Source organism: Pseudomonas sp. UF-293 (assembly GCF_058245595.1).
In genome coordinates, this window is the sequence record NZ_JBSICA010000003.1 from 151,777 (window position 1) to 170,773 (window position 18,997).

Sequence of the window (18,997 nt, forward strand, 5' to 3'; positions counted from 1 at the left end):
ATCAGGCGGCAGCGCGCAGTGGGCGGGTCAGCGCCATACCTTCGGCGTCGAACAGATGGCAGTGAGTCGGATCCAGGCGCAGGCTCAACTGCTCGCCGTAACGGCTGGCCAGATCGCCGCGCACGCGCATGGTCAGAGCTTCGTCGGCGCTGGTGGTGACGTGGCAGAAGGTGTCGCTGCCAAGGCGTTCGCTGACGTCGGCAGTGACTTGCAACGTGCAGTCACCGGGTTGCGCCAGCTCAAGATGTTCGGGGCGAATGCCCAGCGTGACAGCGCTGCCGACACTGAGGTTGGCGGCGTTGAACGGCAGGGTGATACGCGTGCCGGCGTCCAGCGCAACTTCGCAGCTGGTGCCGTCGATGCGGGCAATCGTGCCTTTGAGGAAACCCATTTTCGGCGTGCCGAGGAAGCCTGCGACAAACAGGTTGGCCGGGTTGTGATAGAGGTCCAGCGGTGAGCCGACCTGCTCGATCCTGCCGCCATTGAGCACCACGACTTTGTCGGCCATGGTCATCGCTTCGACCTGATCGTGGGTCACATAAATCATCGTCGCTTGCAGGTCTTTATGCAGGCGCAGCAGTTCCAGACGCATCTGCACGCGCAACGCCGCGTCGAGGTTGGACAGCGGCTCATCGAAGAGGAAAATCTTCGGGTTGCGCACGATGGCGCGGCCGATCGCCACGCGCTGACGCTGGCCGCCGGACAGCTGTTTGGGTTTGCGCTCGAGCATCGGCCCGAGTTCGAGAATGCGCGCCGCTTCGCCAACCTTGCGCTCGACCTCGGCTTTCGGCACGCCGGCCAGATCGAGGGCGAACGACATGTTCTTCTTCACGGTCATGTGCGGGTACAGCGCGTAGGTCTGGAACACCATCGCCAGATCGCGCTTGGCCGGGCTGACTTCGGTGATGTCGCGGCCATCGAGTTCGATGGTACCGCCGCTGACCTCTTCCAGGCCGGCGATCAGGCGCAGCAGGGTGGATTTACCGCAGCCCGACGGGCCGACGAAGACCACGAATTCCTTGTCGTTCACTTCAAGGTCAATGCCCTTGATGATGGAAAAGCCTTCGAAGCCTTTTTGCAGATTCTTGATTTTCAGGTTGGCCATGAGATGGGCCTCCGCAAATTATTATTCGATTGAACCAGCCGCAAATTTGGACTGTGGGAGCGAGCCTGCTCGCGAAGGGGCCGTGTCAGCCGCCTTCAACGTTGAATGACGCTCCGCATTCGCGAGCAGGCTCGCTCCCACAGGAGTCGTGTTGGTTCTGGGATATTCATTTCACGGCACCAAACGAGAGGCCGCGCACCAGTTGCTTTTGGCTGATCCAGCCAAAGATCAGAATCGGCGCACAGGCCAGGGTCGACACGGCCGACAACTTGGCCCAGAACAGCCCTTCGGGACTTGAATACGAGGCGATCAACGCGGTCAGTGGGGCGGCATTCGACGATGTCAGGTTCAGCGACCAGAACGCCTCGTTCCAGCACAGGATCAGCGACAGCAGCACGGTCGAAGCGAGGCCACCCTTGGCAATCGGCAGCAGTACGCGAACCATTTCCTGCCACAGCGTCGCACCATCGAGGCGGGCGGCTTCGAGGATGTCCTTGGGGATGTCCTTGAAGTAGGTGTAAACCATCCAGACCACGATCGGCAGGTTGATCAGCGTGTAGATCACGATCAGCGCGATGCGCGTGTCGAGCAGGCCGAAACTCTTGGCCAGCAGGTAGATCGGCATCAGCACGCCAACCGGCGGCAGCATCTTGGTCGAGAGCATCCACAGCAGCGTGCCTTTGGTGCGCTGGGTTTCATAGAACGCCATCGAGTATGCCGCCGGCACCGCGATCAACAGACACAGGGCCGTGGCGCTGAATGAGATCACCACCGAGTTCCAGGCGAAGCTGAAGTAGTCGCTGCGCTCGTTGATGTGCAGGTAGTTCTCCAGCGTTGGCGTGAAGATGAACTGCGGCGGCGTGGCGAAGGCGTCGATTTCGCTTTTGAAACTGGTCATCACCATCCAGAAGATCGGGAAGAAAATCACGATCGCGATGGCCCAGGCCAGCGTGCCGAGCAGCAAGCTTTGCAGGCGGCGGGATTGTTGGAGCGTCATGGCAGGCCTCACGCTTTGTCAGTCAGGTTTTTGCCGATCATCCGCACCAGAATGATCGCGGCGATGTTGGCGATGACTACGGCAATCAAGCCGCCCGCCGAGGCCATGCCGACGTCGAACTGCACCAGCGCCTGGTTGTAGATCAGGTAGGCGAGGTTGGTCGAGGCGTAGCCGGGGCCGCCGTTGGTAGTGGTGAAGATTTCGGCGAACACTGAGAGCAGGAAGATCGTTTCGATCATCACCACCACGGCAATCGGCCGCGCCAGATGAGGCAGGGTCAGGTGCCAGAAGATCGCGATCGGACCGGCACCGTCCAGGCGCGCGGCTTCTTTCTGTTCCTGATCCAGTGACTGCATGGCAGTCATCAGAATCAGGATCGCGAAGGGCAGCCATTGCCACGAAACAATGATGATGATCGACAGCAGCGGGTAGTGCGCCAGCCAGTCCACCGGTTGCGCGCCGAACAGCTTCCAGATGTAGGCGAGGATTCCCGACACCGGGTGAAAGATCAGGTTCTTCCAGATCAAGGCACCGACGGTGGGCATGATGAAGAACGGCGAGATCAGCATCACCCGCACCAGGCCGCGCCCAAGGAATTCGCTGGCCTCCAGCAACGCGCTGATCAACACGCCGAAGACCACACTGATCAGCAACACGCTGCCAACCAGCAACAACGTATTGGTCGCACCGGGCATGAAACCCGAATCGGTTAAGAAATACGTGAAGTTCTCAATCCCGACGAATTCGTTTTCACCGGGGTAGAGCAGGTTGTAGCGGATCATCGAAAAGTACAGGGTCATGCCCAGCGGCACGATCATCCACAGCAGCAACAGCGCCACCGAGGGGCTGACCAGAAACCAGCCGGGATTGCGCACCCGCAGCTTGCGCTGGGGTGGCGACAGGTCGATGTGGGCTTTGGCAGTTGAAGTATTCATGGCAATCACAACCGAGTCATACAGACCTATGGAGATCCCCATGTGGGAGCGAGCCTGCTCGCGAAAGCGCTGGGTCAGTGTCATGTGTGTTGGCTGACACGACGCCTTCGCGAGCAGGCTCGCTCCCACAAGAGGCAGGAGCAAGTCGTTCAGCGCTTACTTGGGATAACCCGCGCGCTTCATCTCGCGTTCCGTAGTCTGTTGCGCCGCCGCCAGCGCCTGATCCACCGTGGTCTGGCCGATCAGCGCTGCCGAGAACAGCTTGCCGACCTGGGTGCCGACTGCCTGGAATTCGGGAATGGTCACCAACTGGATGCCAATGTACGGCACCGGTTTCAGCGTCGGTTTGCTCGGGTCAGCGGCTTTCAGCGATTCCAGCGTCACCTTGGCAAACGGCGCGGCGCTCATGTACGCGTCGCTGTAGGTCGAAGCGCGGGTGCCCGGCGGCACGTTGGCGATGCCATCGGTCTTGGCAACCAGCTCGCCGTACTCTTTGGACGTGGCCCAGGCACTGAAGGTTTTCGCCGCGTCTTTGGCCTTGGAGCTGGTCGGAATCGCCAGCGCCCACGAATACAGCCACGCCGAGCCTTTATCCGTGACCTGATGCGGAGCGAAGGTGAAACCGACGTGATCGGCGACCTTGCTCTGAGTCTTGTCGGTGACGAACGAGCCGGCGACGCTGGCATCGACCCAGATCGCACATTTACCGCTGTTGAACAGGGCGAGGTTTTCGTTGAAGCCGTTGCTCGACGCACCCGGCGGGCCGGATTTCTTCATGGTGTTGACGTAGAAATTCAGCGCGTTTTTCCATTCCGGGCCACTGAATTCCGGCTTCCACTGCTCATCGAACCAGCGCGCGCCGTAAGCGTTGGCAACCGTAGTCACCAGCGCCATGTTCTCGCCCCAACCGGCCTTGCCGCGCAGGCAGATGCCGTACTGCTCTTTGTCTTTCTGAGTGAGCTTTTCGGCAAAGTCGGCGATCTCTTCCCATGTCGGACGCTCCGGCATGGTCAGCCCGGCGGCCTTGAACAGGTCGGTGCGGTAATAGGTGATCGAACTCTCCGCGTAGAACGGCAACGCATACAGCGAACCCTTCACCGACAGGCCTTCGCGCACCGAGGGGAAGACGTCGTCTAGGGCGTAACTGGCCGGCAGGTCCTTCATCGGCTCCAGCCAACCCTTGCCGCCCCACAGTGCCGCTTCGTACATGCCGATGGTCAACACGTCGAACTGGCCGCCCTGCGTGGCGATGTCGGTGGTCAGGCGCTGACGCAGGACGTTTTCTTCCAGCACCACCCAATTGAGCTTGATGTCCGGATGCTCGCTCTCGAAAGTCTTCGAGAGTTTCTGCATGCGGATCATGTCGCTGTTGTTGACGGTGGCGATGGTCAGGGTCTGGGCGCCAAGGCTGACGCTGCTGAGGGTCATGCAGGTGAGAGCGAGCAGAGCTTTTGCAGTGGGTTGCATCGTGCACTCCTTTTCTGGCACCCGATGGGGCAGAAGGACAGTTATTGTTTTTGTGTCTTCCGAATGCAGGAAGAATCTGCGCTGATTACAGCCTTCCACGGCGGGGCTGACAAATCATCCCTAGCACTTTTGTTGATACTTTTTTGCACTGGGGTTTGGGCGCGTTAACGGAGGGAGAGGGTTTGCAGCGATCAGGCTTTTTCGAATGTGTACAGGTTTCTGATGCAGCACGTCAGCCTGTGGGAGGGGGCTTGCTCCCGAAGGCGTTGGGTCAGCAACACACATTTCAACTGACAAGCCGTATTCGCGAGCAAGCCCGCTCCCACACAGGATGGTGGGTTGTCAGAGGTGGTTTTGTTCAGTCAGCCGCTGCACCGCCAGCCGCCGATAGTGCGACGGTGTCATGCCCTTGAGTTGCTGAAAGCGCCGATTGAAGTTGGAAATGTTGTTGAAGCCCGATTCGAAGCACACCTCGGTCACCGGTTTGTCACCGTCGGCCAGCAGCTCACAGGATTTGCTGATGCGCAGGCGATTGACGAATTCGATGAAGTTACGCCCGGTGGCTTGTTTGAATACCCGGCTGAAATAGGTCGGCGTCATGCCCAGGTGCTCGGCCACTTCTTCCAGTGAGATGTCCCGGGCGTAATGGCTGAAGATGTAATCGACCGCGCGGTTGGTGCGGTCGATGTTGTGTTCGTCGGCCAATTGCGGCGTGGTCGCACCGGACAGCAATTGGAAATCGTCGGTGGCTGCGAGCAATTCCATGAGGATGAAAAAGTGCCCGAGACGAGTGATGCCGCTGCTGTCAGCGATCCGTTGCATCAAAGTCATGGCCTGACGGATCGTGCGCTTGCAGCGAAACTCGATGCCGTACTGCGCGCGCTCAAGCAGTGGCGCCAGGGATTTCAGCTCAGCGAACACCTGGTGTCCGCTTTCGAACAATTCGTCGGTGAAGTTGACCAGCATGTCGCGCTTCTCCACCACTTCATCTTCAGCGATCTGGCTGATCCAGTTATGCGGCAGGTTGGGACCGGTCAGAAACAGGGTTTCCGGATAGAAGTTGCCAATGTAATCGCCAATGAACACCTTGCCTGAACTGGCGACGATCAGGTGCAGCTCGTATTCCTTGTGAAAATGCCAGCGCACCAGCGGGCAGGGGAAGCCGTGCTGGCGGTAGATGATGGATAACCCGTTATGGTCATCCATCAACTCGTAGGAAGGATCGGTCACGCGAGCAGTTCGATTCATGTCTGAGCGCTTTCTTATGGTAATCGCGAGTAGATCATGCCTCGTTCGACTTGCCATGCGCCAGTTCGCCGACGCGCCTTGCGTGCGATCACGCTGCAGCCGCTGCTCAGGCTTTCCTGGCTGCCTTGTTCAAATTGGCGACTTGGCAAAAGAACACGATTTTCGAGTTTTTAATAAAGTCGAAATTGATGATGTTGCAATTTTCTGCCCAGTTGCTATTCGCCGGGTCAAACCAGCTGTCAAGTTTGTCGAGAATTCGTTGCGGACCACCGGCATTGAAGATGGCTGCCGAGAGTGCCCAGAGCCTGTCTCTGGAAGGAGGATTTTCCATTGTTTTAATTATGTAAGCCAACAGTGTGGAGGTAGGCGTGACGGTCTCCTGGAGCACCGCATTTCCGGCCCACTTCTGTTCAATCTGTTCGCAGAATGTCTTCCAGTCCAAGTGGTAATGTGAAGGGGTCGCCACCAGCAAGCGTTGCGTTCGGCTGACTTTTTTCAATTGCTCAAGTGTCAGGCGCTTGTTTTGCGACGGAATGATGTATTCGCCTAGATGCTTATGCATCACTTCATTGAAATATTTGTAATCGAAAGACTCCTCGCCTCCCTTTAATTCATGGAAGTCCAGAACGATGAACTCGTTGTAGCTTCGCTCCAGAAACGCTTTGATATCTCGAACAAGATCTTCCAGTGTGCGGGACGATCGATATTCGTTATGGGTAAATCGGAATCTGGCTAATCCGCTGGCGTCGTTGTCATAGGCCAGGCGCAGGTCCAATGCCCTCGCGCCGCGGTTGAGCTGGGCATAAAAAGGAACGTCCTGACAAACGACCCAGTTGGCGGTGAGCGGGGCGTAGGAGGCTTCCCCGTCGCAGCCCGCGTTGTGTGTACCCGGCAATGTCATTTCAAGCAATGACAACTTGTCGAGCTCGGGTGTTCTGTCCATCCATTGATGAGGTGCCAGTGTTTCAAATGTGTAATTGTTCATGTTTCATAACCTGCATTTATTGAGAGCTTGCGAGTAATTCGCTTGTGCAGGATGTTTATAGAGTAACTCCGTTAATTGGCAAATAGCCGATGTGATGCAAGTTTTGTAGGGGTGTCAGTTTTTATTGTTCGATAAGCAGTTATTGTTTTTTGCTTCGATCCATTGCGACATATATTGCGTGCTTTTGTGGGAGTGGTGGCGGAGCATGCTGCCGATGAAATTGTTGTCTCGCAGTTTCTTCAAGTTCGATCGGTATTCATCTAGCTTGTTGATTAGTGCCGGCCCATGGAGTGTGCGCTGGTAACGTTCACTTAATAACGTGTTGCCCGCCTGTACGGCAGTCTGCCAATAACTCTCATCTTTATATAATTTGGCCGCATGATTGGCGAAGTCGGTCGCTGAGTGAGTAATCCCGCCGGGCCACGGGGCGTCAGCGTGCATGCCTTCCGCGCCGATGGGCGTTGTAACACTAGGTGTGCCACACAGCATCGCATCAACGAGCTTGCCCTTGATTCCGGCGCCAAAGCGCAAAGGCGCCAGACAAACCCGCGCCGCTGACATCACCTGCAGCGCATCTTCAGCCCAGTTCATCACGTGAAAACCCTGCGCCGCATTGTGCAGGGCTGTGGCTTTGGGAGGCGTGTAGGCGCCATAGATATGCAATTGTGCATCGGGAATTTGCTGACGAATCAGCGGCCAGATCGTCGATTTCATCCAGAGCACGGCATCCCAATTGGGGGCATGCCGGAAGTTGCCGATACTGAGAAAATGCGCACGTTCGACAAAAGGGCGCGGCGATGCGGTGGGCAGGTTGACCATCAGCGGGCACCAATGCAGCAACTGACGGGGCAAGCCGAATTGCTCGACGAGTAATTCGATTTCCACCTCGGAAATCATCAGGTTCAGGTCGCAGCGAAACAAGGCCGCAATTTCCCGTTTGGCGAGGTCCGTAGTTGCCATCAATTCGAACTCTTCGCGCAGTGCCGGCGCAAACACATCGCGCAGGTCATTCTCATCGCTATTGGTTTTCAGGCGATCCTTAAATCGTTGGTGCCGGGCATGACGCAAGCTCTGCAGATCAGATGTTTCGAGTACACGCAGAGCGGCAGGACAGTGTTTCTCCACGCGCCAGCCGAACTGCTCTTCCATCATGAACTGGTCGAACAGCACGATATCCGGCGCCAGCGCGCTGATGAACGTATCGAAACTGCTGTTGTTGAGTTCGATCGGCACTTCGCGAATGCCCAGCGCGCTGAGGTCCTCTTTATGCTCTCCGGGGCCGGCCGGGCTGCTGAAGGTGATGTCCCAGCCTTGCTCAAGGAACGTTTCGAGAATCTGCATGACGTGGCCGCTGGCCGCAGACGAGCGGGGTTCGGGCCAGACGTAGCCGATGATCAGGACTTTGGTGGTGGAAGGCAGTGTCATGAAAACGATCCTGAATATCAGCCGAGTCGGCAAAAAAAGGGCGCAATTAAACCACAGTGATGGTTGTCTGCGCCCCTCTCGTCAGCCCTGCATTTTCAAGCCCTGTTTAAAGAGCCGGTTTGGCCAGATTGAGCAGGAGCGGGCCCTGAAGAAAGTCTGCCGGAGCGGTGCTATCAATCGCATTGGTGATAGCGGAAAGGTTGAACCGAAACGTGGAGTTGCTGGTTTGGTACTGATCGATCAGAGAAACAGCCAAGGTATAGGAGTCGGCATTCAATAACGCCGGATGTTCCTGCACGATTTTTGGCCAGTTCGCAATGCTCGACTCAAAGTCATCGAAATCTTTTAACGAGGCAAAGGCGTAATGAGGGTTTGCCAGATTTTTGGGATGGGCCTTGCGAGGGTTTCTTGCGAAATCCAACAGCCCGACCGCGTTGTACTCTGCTGGAGTGACACCCTTGAACACTTCGCCGTAGTAGAAATCAAGCGTGTCCGGTGCACCGTGGGATATTTCATGCACAAGAATATCGCCGATCCTGGCATCGTCGTATTTGGCCACCGCATAGTATTCATCAAGATTATCCGGGTACATGGCCAGGAAAGTCCTGGTGTTGACATCCAGCTTGGTATTGGAACTTACTGCCGCTTGCCAGCGCTTATAGGCTTGAGGCTGTAACGCAGCAAGGGTATCGCTACCCGGTGGCCGAAAGATCATGTTATCGACACTTAGGAAGTCAAGATCCCTGCGCATCTTTCGCAAGTTGCTGGTGATGTACTCAACTGCCGTATTCGAGTTGTTACCGAACACATGCAAGATGACAGCTCTGACGTCGTTGTTGCGGGCACCGGAGATTAACTGAATAGTGTTGTCGATTTTGCTTTTGGCGTGAGGAATCGCTTTTTTCAGATAGCCACGCGTGTAACTGAACGGCTTTGCTCGCTTGAGAGGGTTACGAAAAAAGTTGACCAGCTTCAGGTTTTTTAACTTTGGTCCCCACGGCTCACCCAAACGGTTCACGGCGTACCATTCATCAGTGTGGCGGATGCCCCATACCTGGAATATGTCACTCGAATTTTGCGCATATTGCCGGGTGCCCAAACGGATAGTGTCTGTATCGACCACCGAGGAAAGTGCATGGTAGGGCGGCGTTGCAGTCCATTTCCGGGCGTCGTGAATGGCGCCTTCAAGTGCGGCCACGCCGCTGTGCCAGCCTTTACGTAATAATTTCGCTCCTTTGAACACCACATCCGTAGCCCCATCCAGCGGGTTGAAGAGACTGTTGACCAGTCCAGCACCCGTGGCCGCAATTTTGCCGGCCTTCGTGGCGATACTCATGCTTTTGGCAACCACACTGGCAATTTTTGCAACAGCAGCGACTACCAAAAGAATGGTCATTGTGGCTTCCAGGGCGCACGCTGCGGCCCCATTGATCTCCCGTTCTACATCGTCGGAAGTCAGATCCTCAATACAGGATTTGAACGGCACGATAATGTTGAGGAATGTATCCAGATCCTTCTCCCGTTTGATCCGCAATGCCTCAAGCCGGGTTTGCCCCCAACACTCTTTGACCAGTTCATCGTAAGTGGCTACAGGTCTGTGCTTGAGCACGAAATTCACCAGGCGATCGAATTCCGTGGAGTAGAAACTCTGATAGTAGCCATTGATCTGTGCCGGTGGCACCGCGGACAGCTCACCGACTCTGTCGATTACTCCCGAACTGACAGCGACAAGACCGGGCGTCACACCATGGGTATAACATTCGATGTCTGTTGGTAATTGATGCACTGTGGCCGGCGCTGAGTAATTTATCCCGGTGCGGCGAACTTTTGGTTCCAACAGATTCTCACGCTGGATAAGTGCTGCCAGTTCAGTGTTTTCACGGCAGACGCCTTGCAACGTGAGTAATTCGTAACACGAAACCTGGCCTTCGAACTCGCAGTAGATCACAACCCCGTAACGGCCTTTTGCTTCATCTATTTCCTGATGACTTTCAGTGGGTTTACGCCCCTCTGTCTTCACGATCGAGTCAACGACCGACGAAATGGGGTTAACGGGCAGATTCGTTATGGTCTGCAGTTTCGCGACCGAGGGTCTGAGGGTGAACATCGTCACCTTGCCTTTGAGCAAGCGAGCCCGGTCAGGCAGTGGCAAGAAAGAGAACGCCTGTTTCAAATGCGTATGCATGGCTTGCGTGTGCGTGAGATAGGCGCGGTTGAACTGGCGATGAAACTCATCATCGGGAGAGACCAGTTTACGCAACAGGTCGGGGAACTCTTTATAAATACTCTCGCCTTTAATCCGGTCCCAATCACGGCTCGCAAGGTCATTGGACATGTGCAGTTCAACCGGTGACAGGTGCATCGTGGTGAACGCGTCCGCCAGCGATGTATTGCGCACTTGCTTGAGGGCGTCTTTTTCAAGATAAGTGCAGCCCTTGGCGGCATGCTTGAGGATGGCCAGTGCAACGCTTCTGCGCGTGGGCAGCGGACGCGTCAATGCTTCAGCGTTTGCGGCAAGGGTTTTGGCATGCTGCACATAGACGTTCGTGGCGACTTTCAGAGCGTCGGGGACAGACTTCTCGACCTCTTCAGGCAAGAGGATTTTATTCAGCACGGCCCAGTCGATTACAGGATCCACCGCAGCCAGAGCGTGGAGTTTCTTGCGCGATTCGGTTAACGGTTCCAGTGTTGAGCGCTGTTGCAGCTGTGCGTAAGTCATCGAGCGGGTCGAGCCTGGCGCGATGATCTCATGCACTGCCACGACTCGGCAGTATTCGACGCATTGCGGTGTGCCCAGTACCAGATTGTCAGGCAGATCCTTGACCAGAAACTCTGGTGCGGGTTCGGCCAGTAACAGATGAGCTGCAAGCGCGGCGTTCTTCGGGCTGACCCGATAGTGCTCGATGAGGTGATTTTCGAACCTGGTCTGGACCTCTGCGAAGGATAGTTCCAGATGCTCGGCGGCATATAAATCGAAGCCGGCCACATGGTTGCGCGGCTCTTGCTCGCCGACTTGCGGGTGGAGATCGACCAGTAGCGATGTCAGCATCAATTGTTTGCGGGACGCTGCGGATCGGGGCTGATTTGGCTGCGCGCCGTACCAGCCCAGATCGCGCACGTAAGCGTCTGTCCAATGAGCAGCGATCGGGCTGGACACCATCAACTCGATAGCGGCCTCGGCTTCGGAGCGTTTGAACGGGGTTGATCGGCCACCCAGAATACGTTCTGACAAATGTTCCAATAAGGACTGGCCTTTCAAATAGCTGGCAATCAGCGCTCGAAGCTCGCCGAGTGGAGTCGCTGAAAGGGTGGCTGCTTCGCCTGCGGCGGCTTTTATCATCTCCCGGTAGTTACCGAGTTCCGGACCAGGATCAGGCGGGGTGGCCATGAATGCCACCAGGCGGGAAACCTCAGCGACATTAAGCGGAATGGAATAGCCGTGAAATGCCAGCCATTGCGCTAAATCGATCTGATCGGTATTCGAAATCTTCCCAGCGGTCAAAGCTGCCATTTCCACCAGAGTCTGAAAGTCTTCTTTCAAATCGGGTGCAAGTACGAAAGCGTTTGCGAGATCAGTAGCGTCGTTGGTAGTGATTGCATATATCTCGCCCTGAGCCGTTACCTCGAAGATAAAGCGTTCGGACAGTTTTAATGTCGCCAGGAGTTTTTTGAAAGAAGCCTGTTCGGACAGCTTTTGCAGTAGCTGCGCGCCCGGGAGCAGGGCATCTTGCAGGGATGATCCTGGCTCCAGAGAAAGTTTTTTTCCGACCAAAGTAATGGTTTGCGTAGGGGCGTAATTTTTTATCAGTTGCCTGAGTTTATAAATCGCTTCTTCTCGCTCGCGATTATCACTCGGCGTGTGATCGTGTTGGAAGCTTGCGTTATTAGAGACTACGGATAAGTTGCGTTGACCCAAAGAGTCAATGTGCTGAATGCTCATAAGTTCACTTGCTGTTGGTTTGTAAGTTCGGCTTATCCTCTTTTCTAAATGGGTGCTTATCAATCAGCTTTGTGTGAGTGAGTTTTTCAGTTGCTCGAAAGTTATAATTTTGTATCGAGATCCTGAGGGGGCTTGCCAAGTTTTGATGGGTTACGGATTTGCAGTGATTATTGCTTTTACTTTGTCGCGCAGTTGGTCGATAGAAAATGGCTTGCCGATGACATACATGTCGCCGGGCACTTGAATGGTCTCGGCATAACCGCTGGCAAACAGGATGGGCAGAGCAGGGCGCAGCTCGCGCGCCTTTTCAGCAAGTTCGCGGCCATCCATGCCAGGCAGGCCGTGGTCGGTCATCATCAAATCGATCGGCTTGCCAGCATCCCTGAGAATCTCTAGCGCCTTGTTGCCGTCCTCAGCCTCTAACACAGCGAACTCCAGCTCCTCCAGCACATCGACGATGAGCATGCGCACGATGTCGTCATCTTCTACGACAAGGATAGTGGAGGCATTGGTAGGCATGGCAGGGCTCTCAAAAAAATGAAATCGGGGGATACCGGGCGATCGAAAATGCCGGACTCTTGCATGAGTAAGTGGCGCATAGCCACAAGTTCCCGAGCTGATACAAAAAAGAACAGCTCGGTGCGACGTGACAAGGATAACCGTTGGCGTCGTCCAATGCGCAGGCGCGTGTAGGAAAATGCCATCATTTGTGTGAGAAAAATGGATCCATGGCGGGGTTTTGGGGCAAACTCTCGGGTTTTCAACAGTTCGACAAGGCTGCCCCATGTCCTCTCCGTCCTCGGTTGATGAACAACGGTTCCGCAAACTTCTGAGTCGCAACGTCAGCCTGCCGCTGGGCGTCGGCGTGCTCAGCGCCGTGTTCTTCGTCTCGCTGATCACTTATTTACTGTCGGTCATCCAGTGGGTCGAGCACACCGACCGGGTGATCAATAACGCCAATGAGGCGGTGAAACTCACCGTCGATCTGGAAACCGGCATGCGCGGCTATCTGCTTAGCGGTGACGAGCACTTTCTTGACCCGTACGAAGTTGCCAAGCCGCGTATCGAGGTCGCTCTCAATACGTTGCTGGAGCTGACCGCCGATAATCCGGTGCAGACCGATCGCCTGCGCCGTTTGCAAGCCTTGCAGGTGGAGTGGGCCAATTACGCGCAGTCGATGATCGATCTGCAGCGCAGCAGCGGTGATTATCGCGGCGCGGTCAAGGCCGGGCGGGGCAAGCGCCTGACCGATGAAATCCGCAAGCAATTCGAGGACGTCATCGAGACCGAGCAAGTGCTGCGCGCCACGCGCAACGAGGATGTGCGTCGCACCACCATCTGGAGCATCACCCTTTACCTGATCTTCATCGTTGGCATCAGCGGTTTGCTGGCCTACATCGGCCGCCGTGATCTGCTCAACCTGTCGACCAACTACAGCGCCAACCTCGCCGCCCAACTGGCCAGCGCCGAACGCCTCGAGAAACAGGCGTGGCTGCGCAACGGCCAGACACAATTGGCCGAGCAGGTGTTGGGGCAACTGACGCTGAACCTGCTGGGGCGCAACATTCTGCAATTCTGTGCGCAATACCTTGGTACTGCCGTCGCCGCGCTTTATGTGCGCGAAGAACATGGCGGCCTCAAGCGCGTGGCGACTTATGGTTTCTCCCGCGAGCAGGAAGAGCTCAATCAAACGATCTACAGCGGCGAAGGCATCGTCGGCCAAGTCGCAGAGCAGGCACGGCTGATCCGTCTCGACGCGGTCCCGGGCGACTATTTCAAAGTCAGCTCCGGGCTCGGTGCAGGCCTGCCGCACAGTGTGCTGGTGGTGCCGACCAGCGATGACGATCGGGTCAATGGCGTGATCGAGCTCGGTTTCCTGCGTCCGCTGTCCGAGCGCGACATCGAACTGCTGGAATTGATTGCCGGCAACATCGGTACCTCGATCGAAGCGGCGCGTTACCGTCAGCGCTTGCAGGAAGTGCTCGCCGAAACCCAGCAGCTCAACGAAGAGCTGCAGGTGCAGCAGGAAGAGCTGAAGACTGCCAACGAAGAGCTGGAAGAACAGTCGCGGATTCTCAAGGAATCCCAGGCGCATCTGGAAACCCAGCAAGTGGAGCTGGAGCAGACCAACGAGCAGCTCGCCGAACAGCGCGATGCGATGGACAAGAAAAATACCGAGCTGAATCAGGCGCAGATTCAACTCGAAGAGCGTGCCGAAGAGCTGCAACGCTCGAGCAAGTACAAGTCCGAATTCCTCGCCAACATGTCCCACGAACTGCGCACGCCGCTCAACAGTTCGCTGATTCTGGCCAAGCTGCTGGCGGAAAACCCGCAGCAGAATCTGTCGGCGGAACAGGTCAAGTTCGCCGAATCGATCTATTCGGCCGGCAACGATCTGCTCAATCTGATCAACGACATTCTCGACATTTCCAAGGTCGAGGCCGGCAAACTCGAAGTGATTGCCGAAAACACCCGCGTCGATCGTCTGGTCGACGGCTTGCGCTCGATGTTCGAACCGTTGGCGGCGGACAAGAAGCTCGCCTTCAGCGTCGAGGTTCAGCCAGACGCACCGGGCTTGCTGTTCACCGACCGTCAGCGTCTGGAGCAGGTGATCAAGAACCTGCTGTCCAACGCGATCAAGTTCACCGAGCACGGCGCCGTCAGCCTGACCATTACCGGGCAGCCGAATGATCACATCGCTTTCAGCGTCAAGGATTCCGGAATCGGCATCGCTGCCGACCAACAGGAAAGTATCTTCGAAGCGTTCCGTCAGGCGGATGGCACCACTAATCGCAAGTACGGCGGCACCGGCCTCGGCCTGTCAATCTCGCGGGATCTGGCGACGTTGCTGGGCGGTTCGATCAGTGTCGACAGCGTACCGGGGCAGGGCAGCACGTTCACCCTGGTGTTGCCGCGTCAGTATCACGAATTCGGTGAGACGCCGGCCGCGCCGCTGACCTTCCACCCGGCACCTGTGACGCCTGCGCCAGTTGCTGTTGCGGCTCCGCTCGCATCGGCGATTCCGGCAGTCATCCCGCGCTTCGCCGACGATCGCGACAAAGCGCCGTTCGCCACCCGCTGCATTCTGGTGGTGGAAGACGAGCCGAACTTCGCTCGTATCCTCTATGACCTGGCGCATGAGTTGGGTTACATGTGTCTGGTCGCCCACGGTGCCGACGAAGGCTACGACCTGGCGCGTGAATTCGTGCCGGATGCGATCCTGCTCGACATGCGCCTGCCGGATCATTCCGGTCTGACCGTGCTGCAACGCCTGAAAGAACGCGCCGAAACCCGGCACATTCCGGTGCACGTGATTTCCGTGGAAGACCGCGTTGAAGCGGCGATGCACATGGGCGCGATCGGCTACGCAGTGAAGCCGACCACCCGCGAAGAGCTCAAGGACGTCTTCGCCCGTCTCGAAGCCAAGCTGACGCAGAAGGTCAAACGCGTGCTGCTGGTCGAAGACGACGATCTGCAACGCGAAAGCATCGCGCGGCTGATTGGCGACGAAGACATCGAAATCACTGCCGTCGGCCTGGCCCAGGACGCGCTGGAGCTGCTGCGCACAACCATCTACGACTGCATGGTCATCGATCTCAAGCTGCCGGACATGCTCGGCAACGACCTGCTCAAGCGCATGTCCACCGAGGACATCTGCTCGTTCCCGCCGGTCATCGTTTACACCGGACGCAATCTGACCCGCGATGAAGAGGCCGAACTGCGCAAGTATTCGCGCTCGATCATCATCAAGGGCGCACGCTCCCCGGAGCGGTTGCTCGACGAGGTCACACTCTTTCTGCACAAAGTTGAATCGCAGCTGTCCCATGAACGGCAGAAGATGCTCAAGACCGCGCGCAGCCGCGACAAGGTCTTTGAAGGTCGTAAAGTGCTGCTGGTGGACGACGATGTGCGCAACATCTTCGCCCTGACCAGCGCGCTGGAACACAAAGGCGCAGTCGTGGTGATCGGCCGTAACGGCCGTGAAGCGATTGAGAAACTTCATGAAGTCGAGGACATCGACCTGGTGCTGATGGACGTGATGATGCCGGAAATGGATGGCTTCGAAGCCACCATGGAAATCCGCAAGGATCCGCGCTGGCGCAAGCTGCCGATCATCGCGGTGACGGCCAAGGCCATGAAGGACGATCAGGAGCGCTGCCTGCAAGCGGGCGCCAACGATTACCTGGCCAAGCCCATCGACCTTGATCGTCTGTTCTCGCTGATACGTGTGTGGTTACCGAAAATGGAACGCATCTAGTGGAACGCAGCAGTCCGGCCGAACGCAACAGCGAAATCGAATTACGCTTGTTGATCGAGGCGATTTACCTGAAATACAGCTACGACTTTCGCGACTACTCCGGCGCTTCGATCAAGCGCCGGGTGCAGCACGCGCTGAGTCAGTTCGAATGCGCGACCATCTCGGCCCTGCAGGAGAAAGTCCTGCACGACCCGACGGCGTTCATGCAGCTGCTGCAGCTGCTGACGATCCCGGTCAGCGAGATGTTCCGCGATCCGTCGCACTTCCTGGCGATCCGCAACGAAGTGGTGCCGCTGCTACGCACCTATCCGTCGCTGAAGATCTGGATTGCCGGCTGCAGCACGGGCGAGGAGGTCTATTCGATGGCGATCCTGCTGCGCGAAGAAGGCCTGCTCGACCGCACGATCATCTACGCCACCGACATCAACCCGCGCTCGCTGGAGAAGGCCAAGCAAGGGATTTTCTCCATGGAAAACGTCCGCGCCTACACGGCCAACTATCAGCAGGCCGGCGGTCAGCGTTCGTTCGCCGATTACTACACGGCAGCCTACGGCTACGCGATTTTCGACAAGAGCCTGTGCGAGAACGTGACGTTCGCCGACCACAGCTTGGCCACCGATAGCGTGTTTTCCGAAACCCAGTTGATTTCCTGCCGCAACGTGCTGATCTATTTCAACAAGAAGTTGCAGGACCGCGCGTTCGGGCTGTTCCATGAATCGCTGTCGCATCGCGGCTTTCTGGTGCTGGGCAGCAAGGAAACCCTGGATTTTTCCAACTATTCGAACCAGTTCGAGGCGTTGGTCAAACAAGAACGGATCTACCGCAAATCATGAACGACACCCCGAGCCTGCCTCGCATCGAGGCCGTCGTGATCGGCGCCTCCGCAGGCGGTGTCGAGGCGTTGCTGACCCTGCTCGGGCCGTTGCGCAAAGGCTATGTGCTGCCGATCATCATCGTTCTGCATTTGCCGGAAGAACGCCGCAGCCATCTGGCCGAAGTCTTCTCCCGCCGTGTGGCGATGCCGGTCAAGGAAGCCGAAGACAAGCAGGACATTGAAGCTGGCACGGTGTACTTCGCCACGCCCGGTTATCACTTGTCGATCGAAGCGGATCGCAGCCTGTCGCTGAGCCTCGAGGACCGCGTGCACCATTCGCGGCCTTCAATCGATTACCTGTTCGAGTCCGCCGCCGACGTCTACGGCCCGACACTCGCCGCCTTACTGCTGACCGGCGCCAATCAGGATGGCGCGCGCGGGTTGGCTTACGTCAAGCGCTGCGACGGCCTGACCATTGTTCAAGACCCCGAGGATGCACAAGTCGCCACCATGCCCCAGGCCGCACTGAACGTTTTGCAGCCGGATCATGTCCTACCCATTCACGGCATCGGCCGTCTGCTAGTCGAGCTGGAACGAATCGCATGCTGAGTAATATCCAAGCCAAACTGTTGATCGTCGACGATCTGCCAGAAAACCTGCTGGCGCTGGAAGCGCTGATCAAGCGCGAGGATCGCACGGTCTACAAGGCTCTGTCGGCGGACGAAGCACTGTCGCTGTTGCTGCAACACGAATTCGCCATGGCCATTCTCGACGTGCAGATGCCCGGGATGAACGGCTTCGAACTGGCCGAGTTGATGCGCGGCACCGAGAAAACCAAGAACATCCCGATCATCTTCGTCAGCGCCGCTGGCCGCGAACTCAACTATGCGTTCAAAGGCTACGAAAGCGGTGCGGTGGACTTCCTGCACAAGCCGCTGGACATTCATGCGGTGAAGAGCAAGGTCAACGTTTTCGTCGATCTGTATCGCCAGAGCAAGGCCATGAAGCAGCAGGTCGAGGCGCTGGAGCAGGCCCGACGCGAGCAGGAAGCGTTGCTGCAACAGCTGCAAAGCACCCAGCTTGAGCTGGAGCAAGCGGTGCGCATGCGCGATGACTTCATGTCCATCGTCGCCCACGAAGTACGTACGCCACTCAATGGCCTGATTCTCGAAACCCAACTGCGCAAGATGCATCTGGCGCGAGACAACGCCTCGGCGTTCACCCTCGACAAGATGCAAGCGATGGTCGATCGCGATGAGCGCCAGATCAAAAGCCTGATTCGCCTGATCGAGGACATGCTCGATGTCTCGCGAATCCGCACCGGCAAACTGTCGATCCGCCCGAGTCGTTTCGATCTGGTGCAACTGGTCAGCAATCTGCTGCAGAATTTTGCCTCGCAAATGGAAGCGGCAGAAACCAGTGTTTCCTTTGAGGCGTCCGAGCCGGTCGAAGGTTGCTGGGACGAGTTCCGCATCGAGCAAGTGGTGTCCAATCTGCTGACCAACGCCTTGCGTTACGGGGGGCGCAGCCCGATTCAGGTGCGCGTTTATCGCGAAGGTGACGAGGCGCGGGTCGAAGTCCAGGACCACGGCATCGGCATCAGCGCCGAGAACCAGAAGCGTATTTTTCAGCAGTTCGAACGGGTGTCCGCCAAGACGGTGGTGGCCGGGCTCGGGCTGGGTCTGTTCATTTCCGAGCAGATCGTCGCCGCCCATGGCGGCTCCATCGTCGTCGAGAGTGAAATCAACGAAGGCGCCCTGTTTCGCGTTTGTCTGCCGATCCAGGAAAACGGCATATCCGACGCAACCTCTGAGTGACCACAC

Annotated in this window: 13 protein-coding genes; 4 read left to right on the top strand and 9 right to left on the bottom strand. The window is 57.0% G+C overall.

The features are described from left to right. Position 1: 1 nt before the first annotated feature. From AC4IHP_RS05455 to AC4IHP_RS05495, 9 genes are all read right to left on the bottom strand, one after another. Positions 2 to 1,105, bottom strand: coding sequence for an ABC transporter ATP-binding protein (locus AC4IHP_RS05455; protein ID WP_490831079.1), 1,104 nt, complete (start codon positions 1,103 to 1,105; stop codon positions 2 to 4). Between the two features lie 166 nt (positions 1,106 to 1,271). Further along, positions 1,272 to 2,102, bottom strand: coding sequence for a carbohydrate ABC transporter permease (locus AC4IHP_RS05460; protein WP_016774872.1), 831 nt, complete (start codon positions 2,100 to 2,102; stop codon positions 1,272 to 1,274). An 8-nt stretch (positions 2,103 to 2,110) separates the two neighbouring features. Continuing rightward, entirely contained in the window at positions 2,111 to 3,037 is a 927-nt protein-coding gene (locus AC4IHP_RS05465) for a carbohydrate ABC transporter permease (protein WP_460119438.1), read from the bottom strand. 156 nt (positions 3,038 to 3,193) lie between these two features. Continuing rightward, positions 3,194 to 4,504 carry an ABC transporter substrate-binding protein gene (locus AC4IHP_RS05470; RefSeq protein WP_460119436.1) on the bottom strand — a complete coding sequence of 437 codons (1,311 nt, stop codon included), beginning with the start codon at positions 4,502 to 4,504 and terminating at the stop codon, positions 3,194 to 3,196. A 342-nt stretch (positions 4,505 to 4,846) separates the two neighbouring features. Then, complete coding sequence (locus AC4IHP_RS05475) at positions 4,847 to 5,752, bottom strand: helix-turn-helix domain-containing protein (RefSeq protein WP_460119434.1); 906 nt, start codon at positions 5,750 to 5,752, stop codon at positions 4,847 to 4,849. 106 nt (positions 5,753 to 5,858) lie between these two features. Further along, entirely contained in the window at positions 5,859 to 6,737 is an 879-nt protein-coding gene (locus AC4IHP_RS05480; RefSeq protein ID WP_490831080.1) for a phosphatidylinositol-specific phospholipase C domain-containing protein, read from the bottom strand. Positions 6,738 to 6,851: 114 nt separating this feature from the next. Next, the gene (locus tag AC4IHP_RS05485; protein WP_490831081.1) at positions 6,852 to 8,162 is read right to left on the bottom strand and encodes a glycosyltransferase; all 1,311 of its coding nucleotides are present in this window, start codon (positions 8,160 to 8,162) and stop codon (positions 6,852 to 6,854) included. Between the two features lie 106 nt (positions 8,163 to 8,268). Further along, positions 8,269 to 12,102, bottom strand: a complete 3,834-nt coding sequence (locus AC4IHP_RS05490) for a hypothetical protein (RefSeq protein WP_490831082.1) — start codon at positions 12,100 to 12,102, stop codon at positions 8,269 to 8,271. A gap of 150 nt (positions 12,103 to 12,252) precedes the next feature. Continuing rightward, complete coding sequence (locus AC4IHP_RS05495; protein ID WP_460119426.1) at positions 12,253 to 12,621, bottom strand: response regulator; 369 nt, start codon at positions 12,619 to 12,621, stop codon at positions 12,253 to 12,255. A gap of 265 nt (positions 12,622 to 12,886) precedes the next feature. Between AC4IHP_RS05495 and AC4IHP_RS05500 the strand changes: the two genes are divergently transcribed. The 4 genes from AC4IHP_RS05500 to AC4IHP_RS05515 are packed head-to-tail and all read left to right on the top strand — an operon-like array spanning position 12,887 to position 18,991. Continuing rightward, positions 12,887 to 16,360, top strand: a complete 3,474-nt coding sequence (locus tag AC4IHP_RS05500; RefSeq protein WP_490831083.1) for a response regulator — start codon at positions 12,887 to 12,889, stop codon at positions 16,358 to 16,360. Next, complete coding sequence (locus tag AC4IHP_RS05505) at positions 16,360 to 17,193, top strand: CheR family methyltransferase (RefSeq protein WP_041480257.1); 834 nt, start codon at positions 16,360 to 16,362, stop codon at positions 17,191 to 17,193. Before AC4IHP_RS05500 ends, AC4IHP_RS05505 begins: the two co-directional genes overlap by 1 nt. Beyond that, positions 17,190 to 17,783 carry a chemotaxis protein CheB gene (locus AC4IHP_RS05510; RefSeq protein ID WP_460119422.1) on the top strand — a complete coding sequence of 198 codons (594 nt, stop codon included), beginning with the start codon at positions 17,190 to 17,192 and terminating at the stop codon, positions 17,781 to 17,783. Before AC4IHP_RS05505 ends, AC4IHP_RS05510 begins: the two co-directional genes overlap by 4 nt. Continuing rightward, entirely contained in the window at positions 17,777 to 18,991 is a 1,215-nt protein-coding gene (locus tag AC4IHP_RS05515) for a hybrid sensor histidine kinase/response regulator (RefSeq protein ID WP_460119420.1), read from the top strand. The genes AC4IHP_RS05510 and AC4IHP_RS05515 overlap by 7 nt, the downstream gene beginning before the upstream one ends. The last annotated feature ends 6 nt before the right edge of the window (positions 18,992 to 18,997 follow it).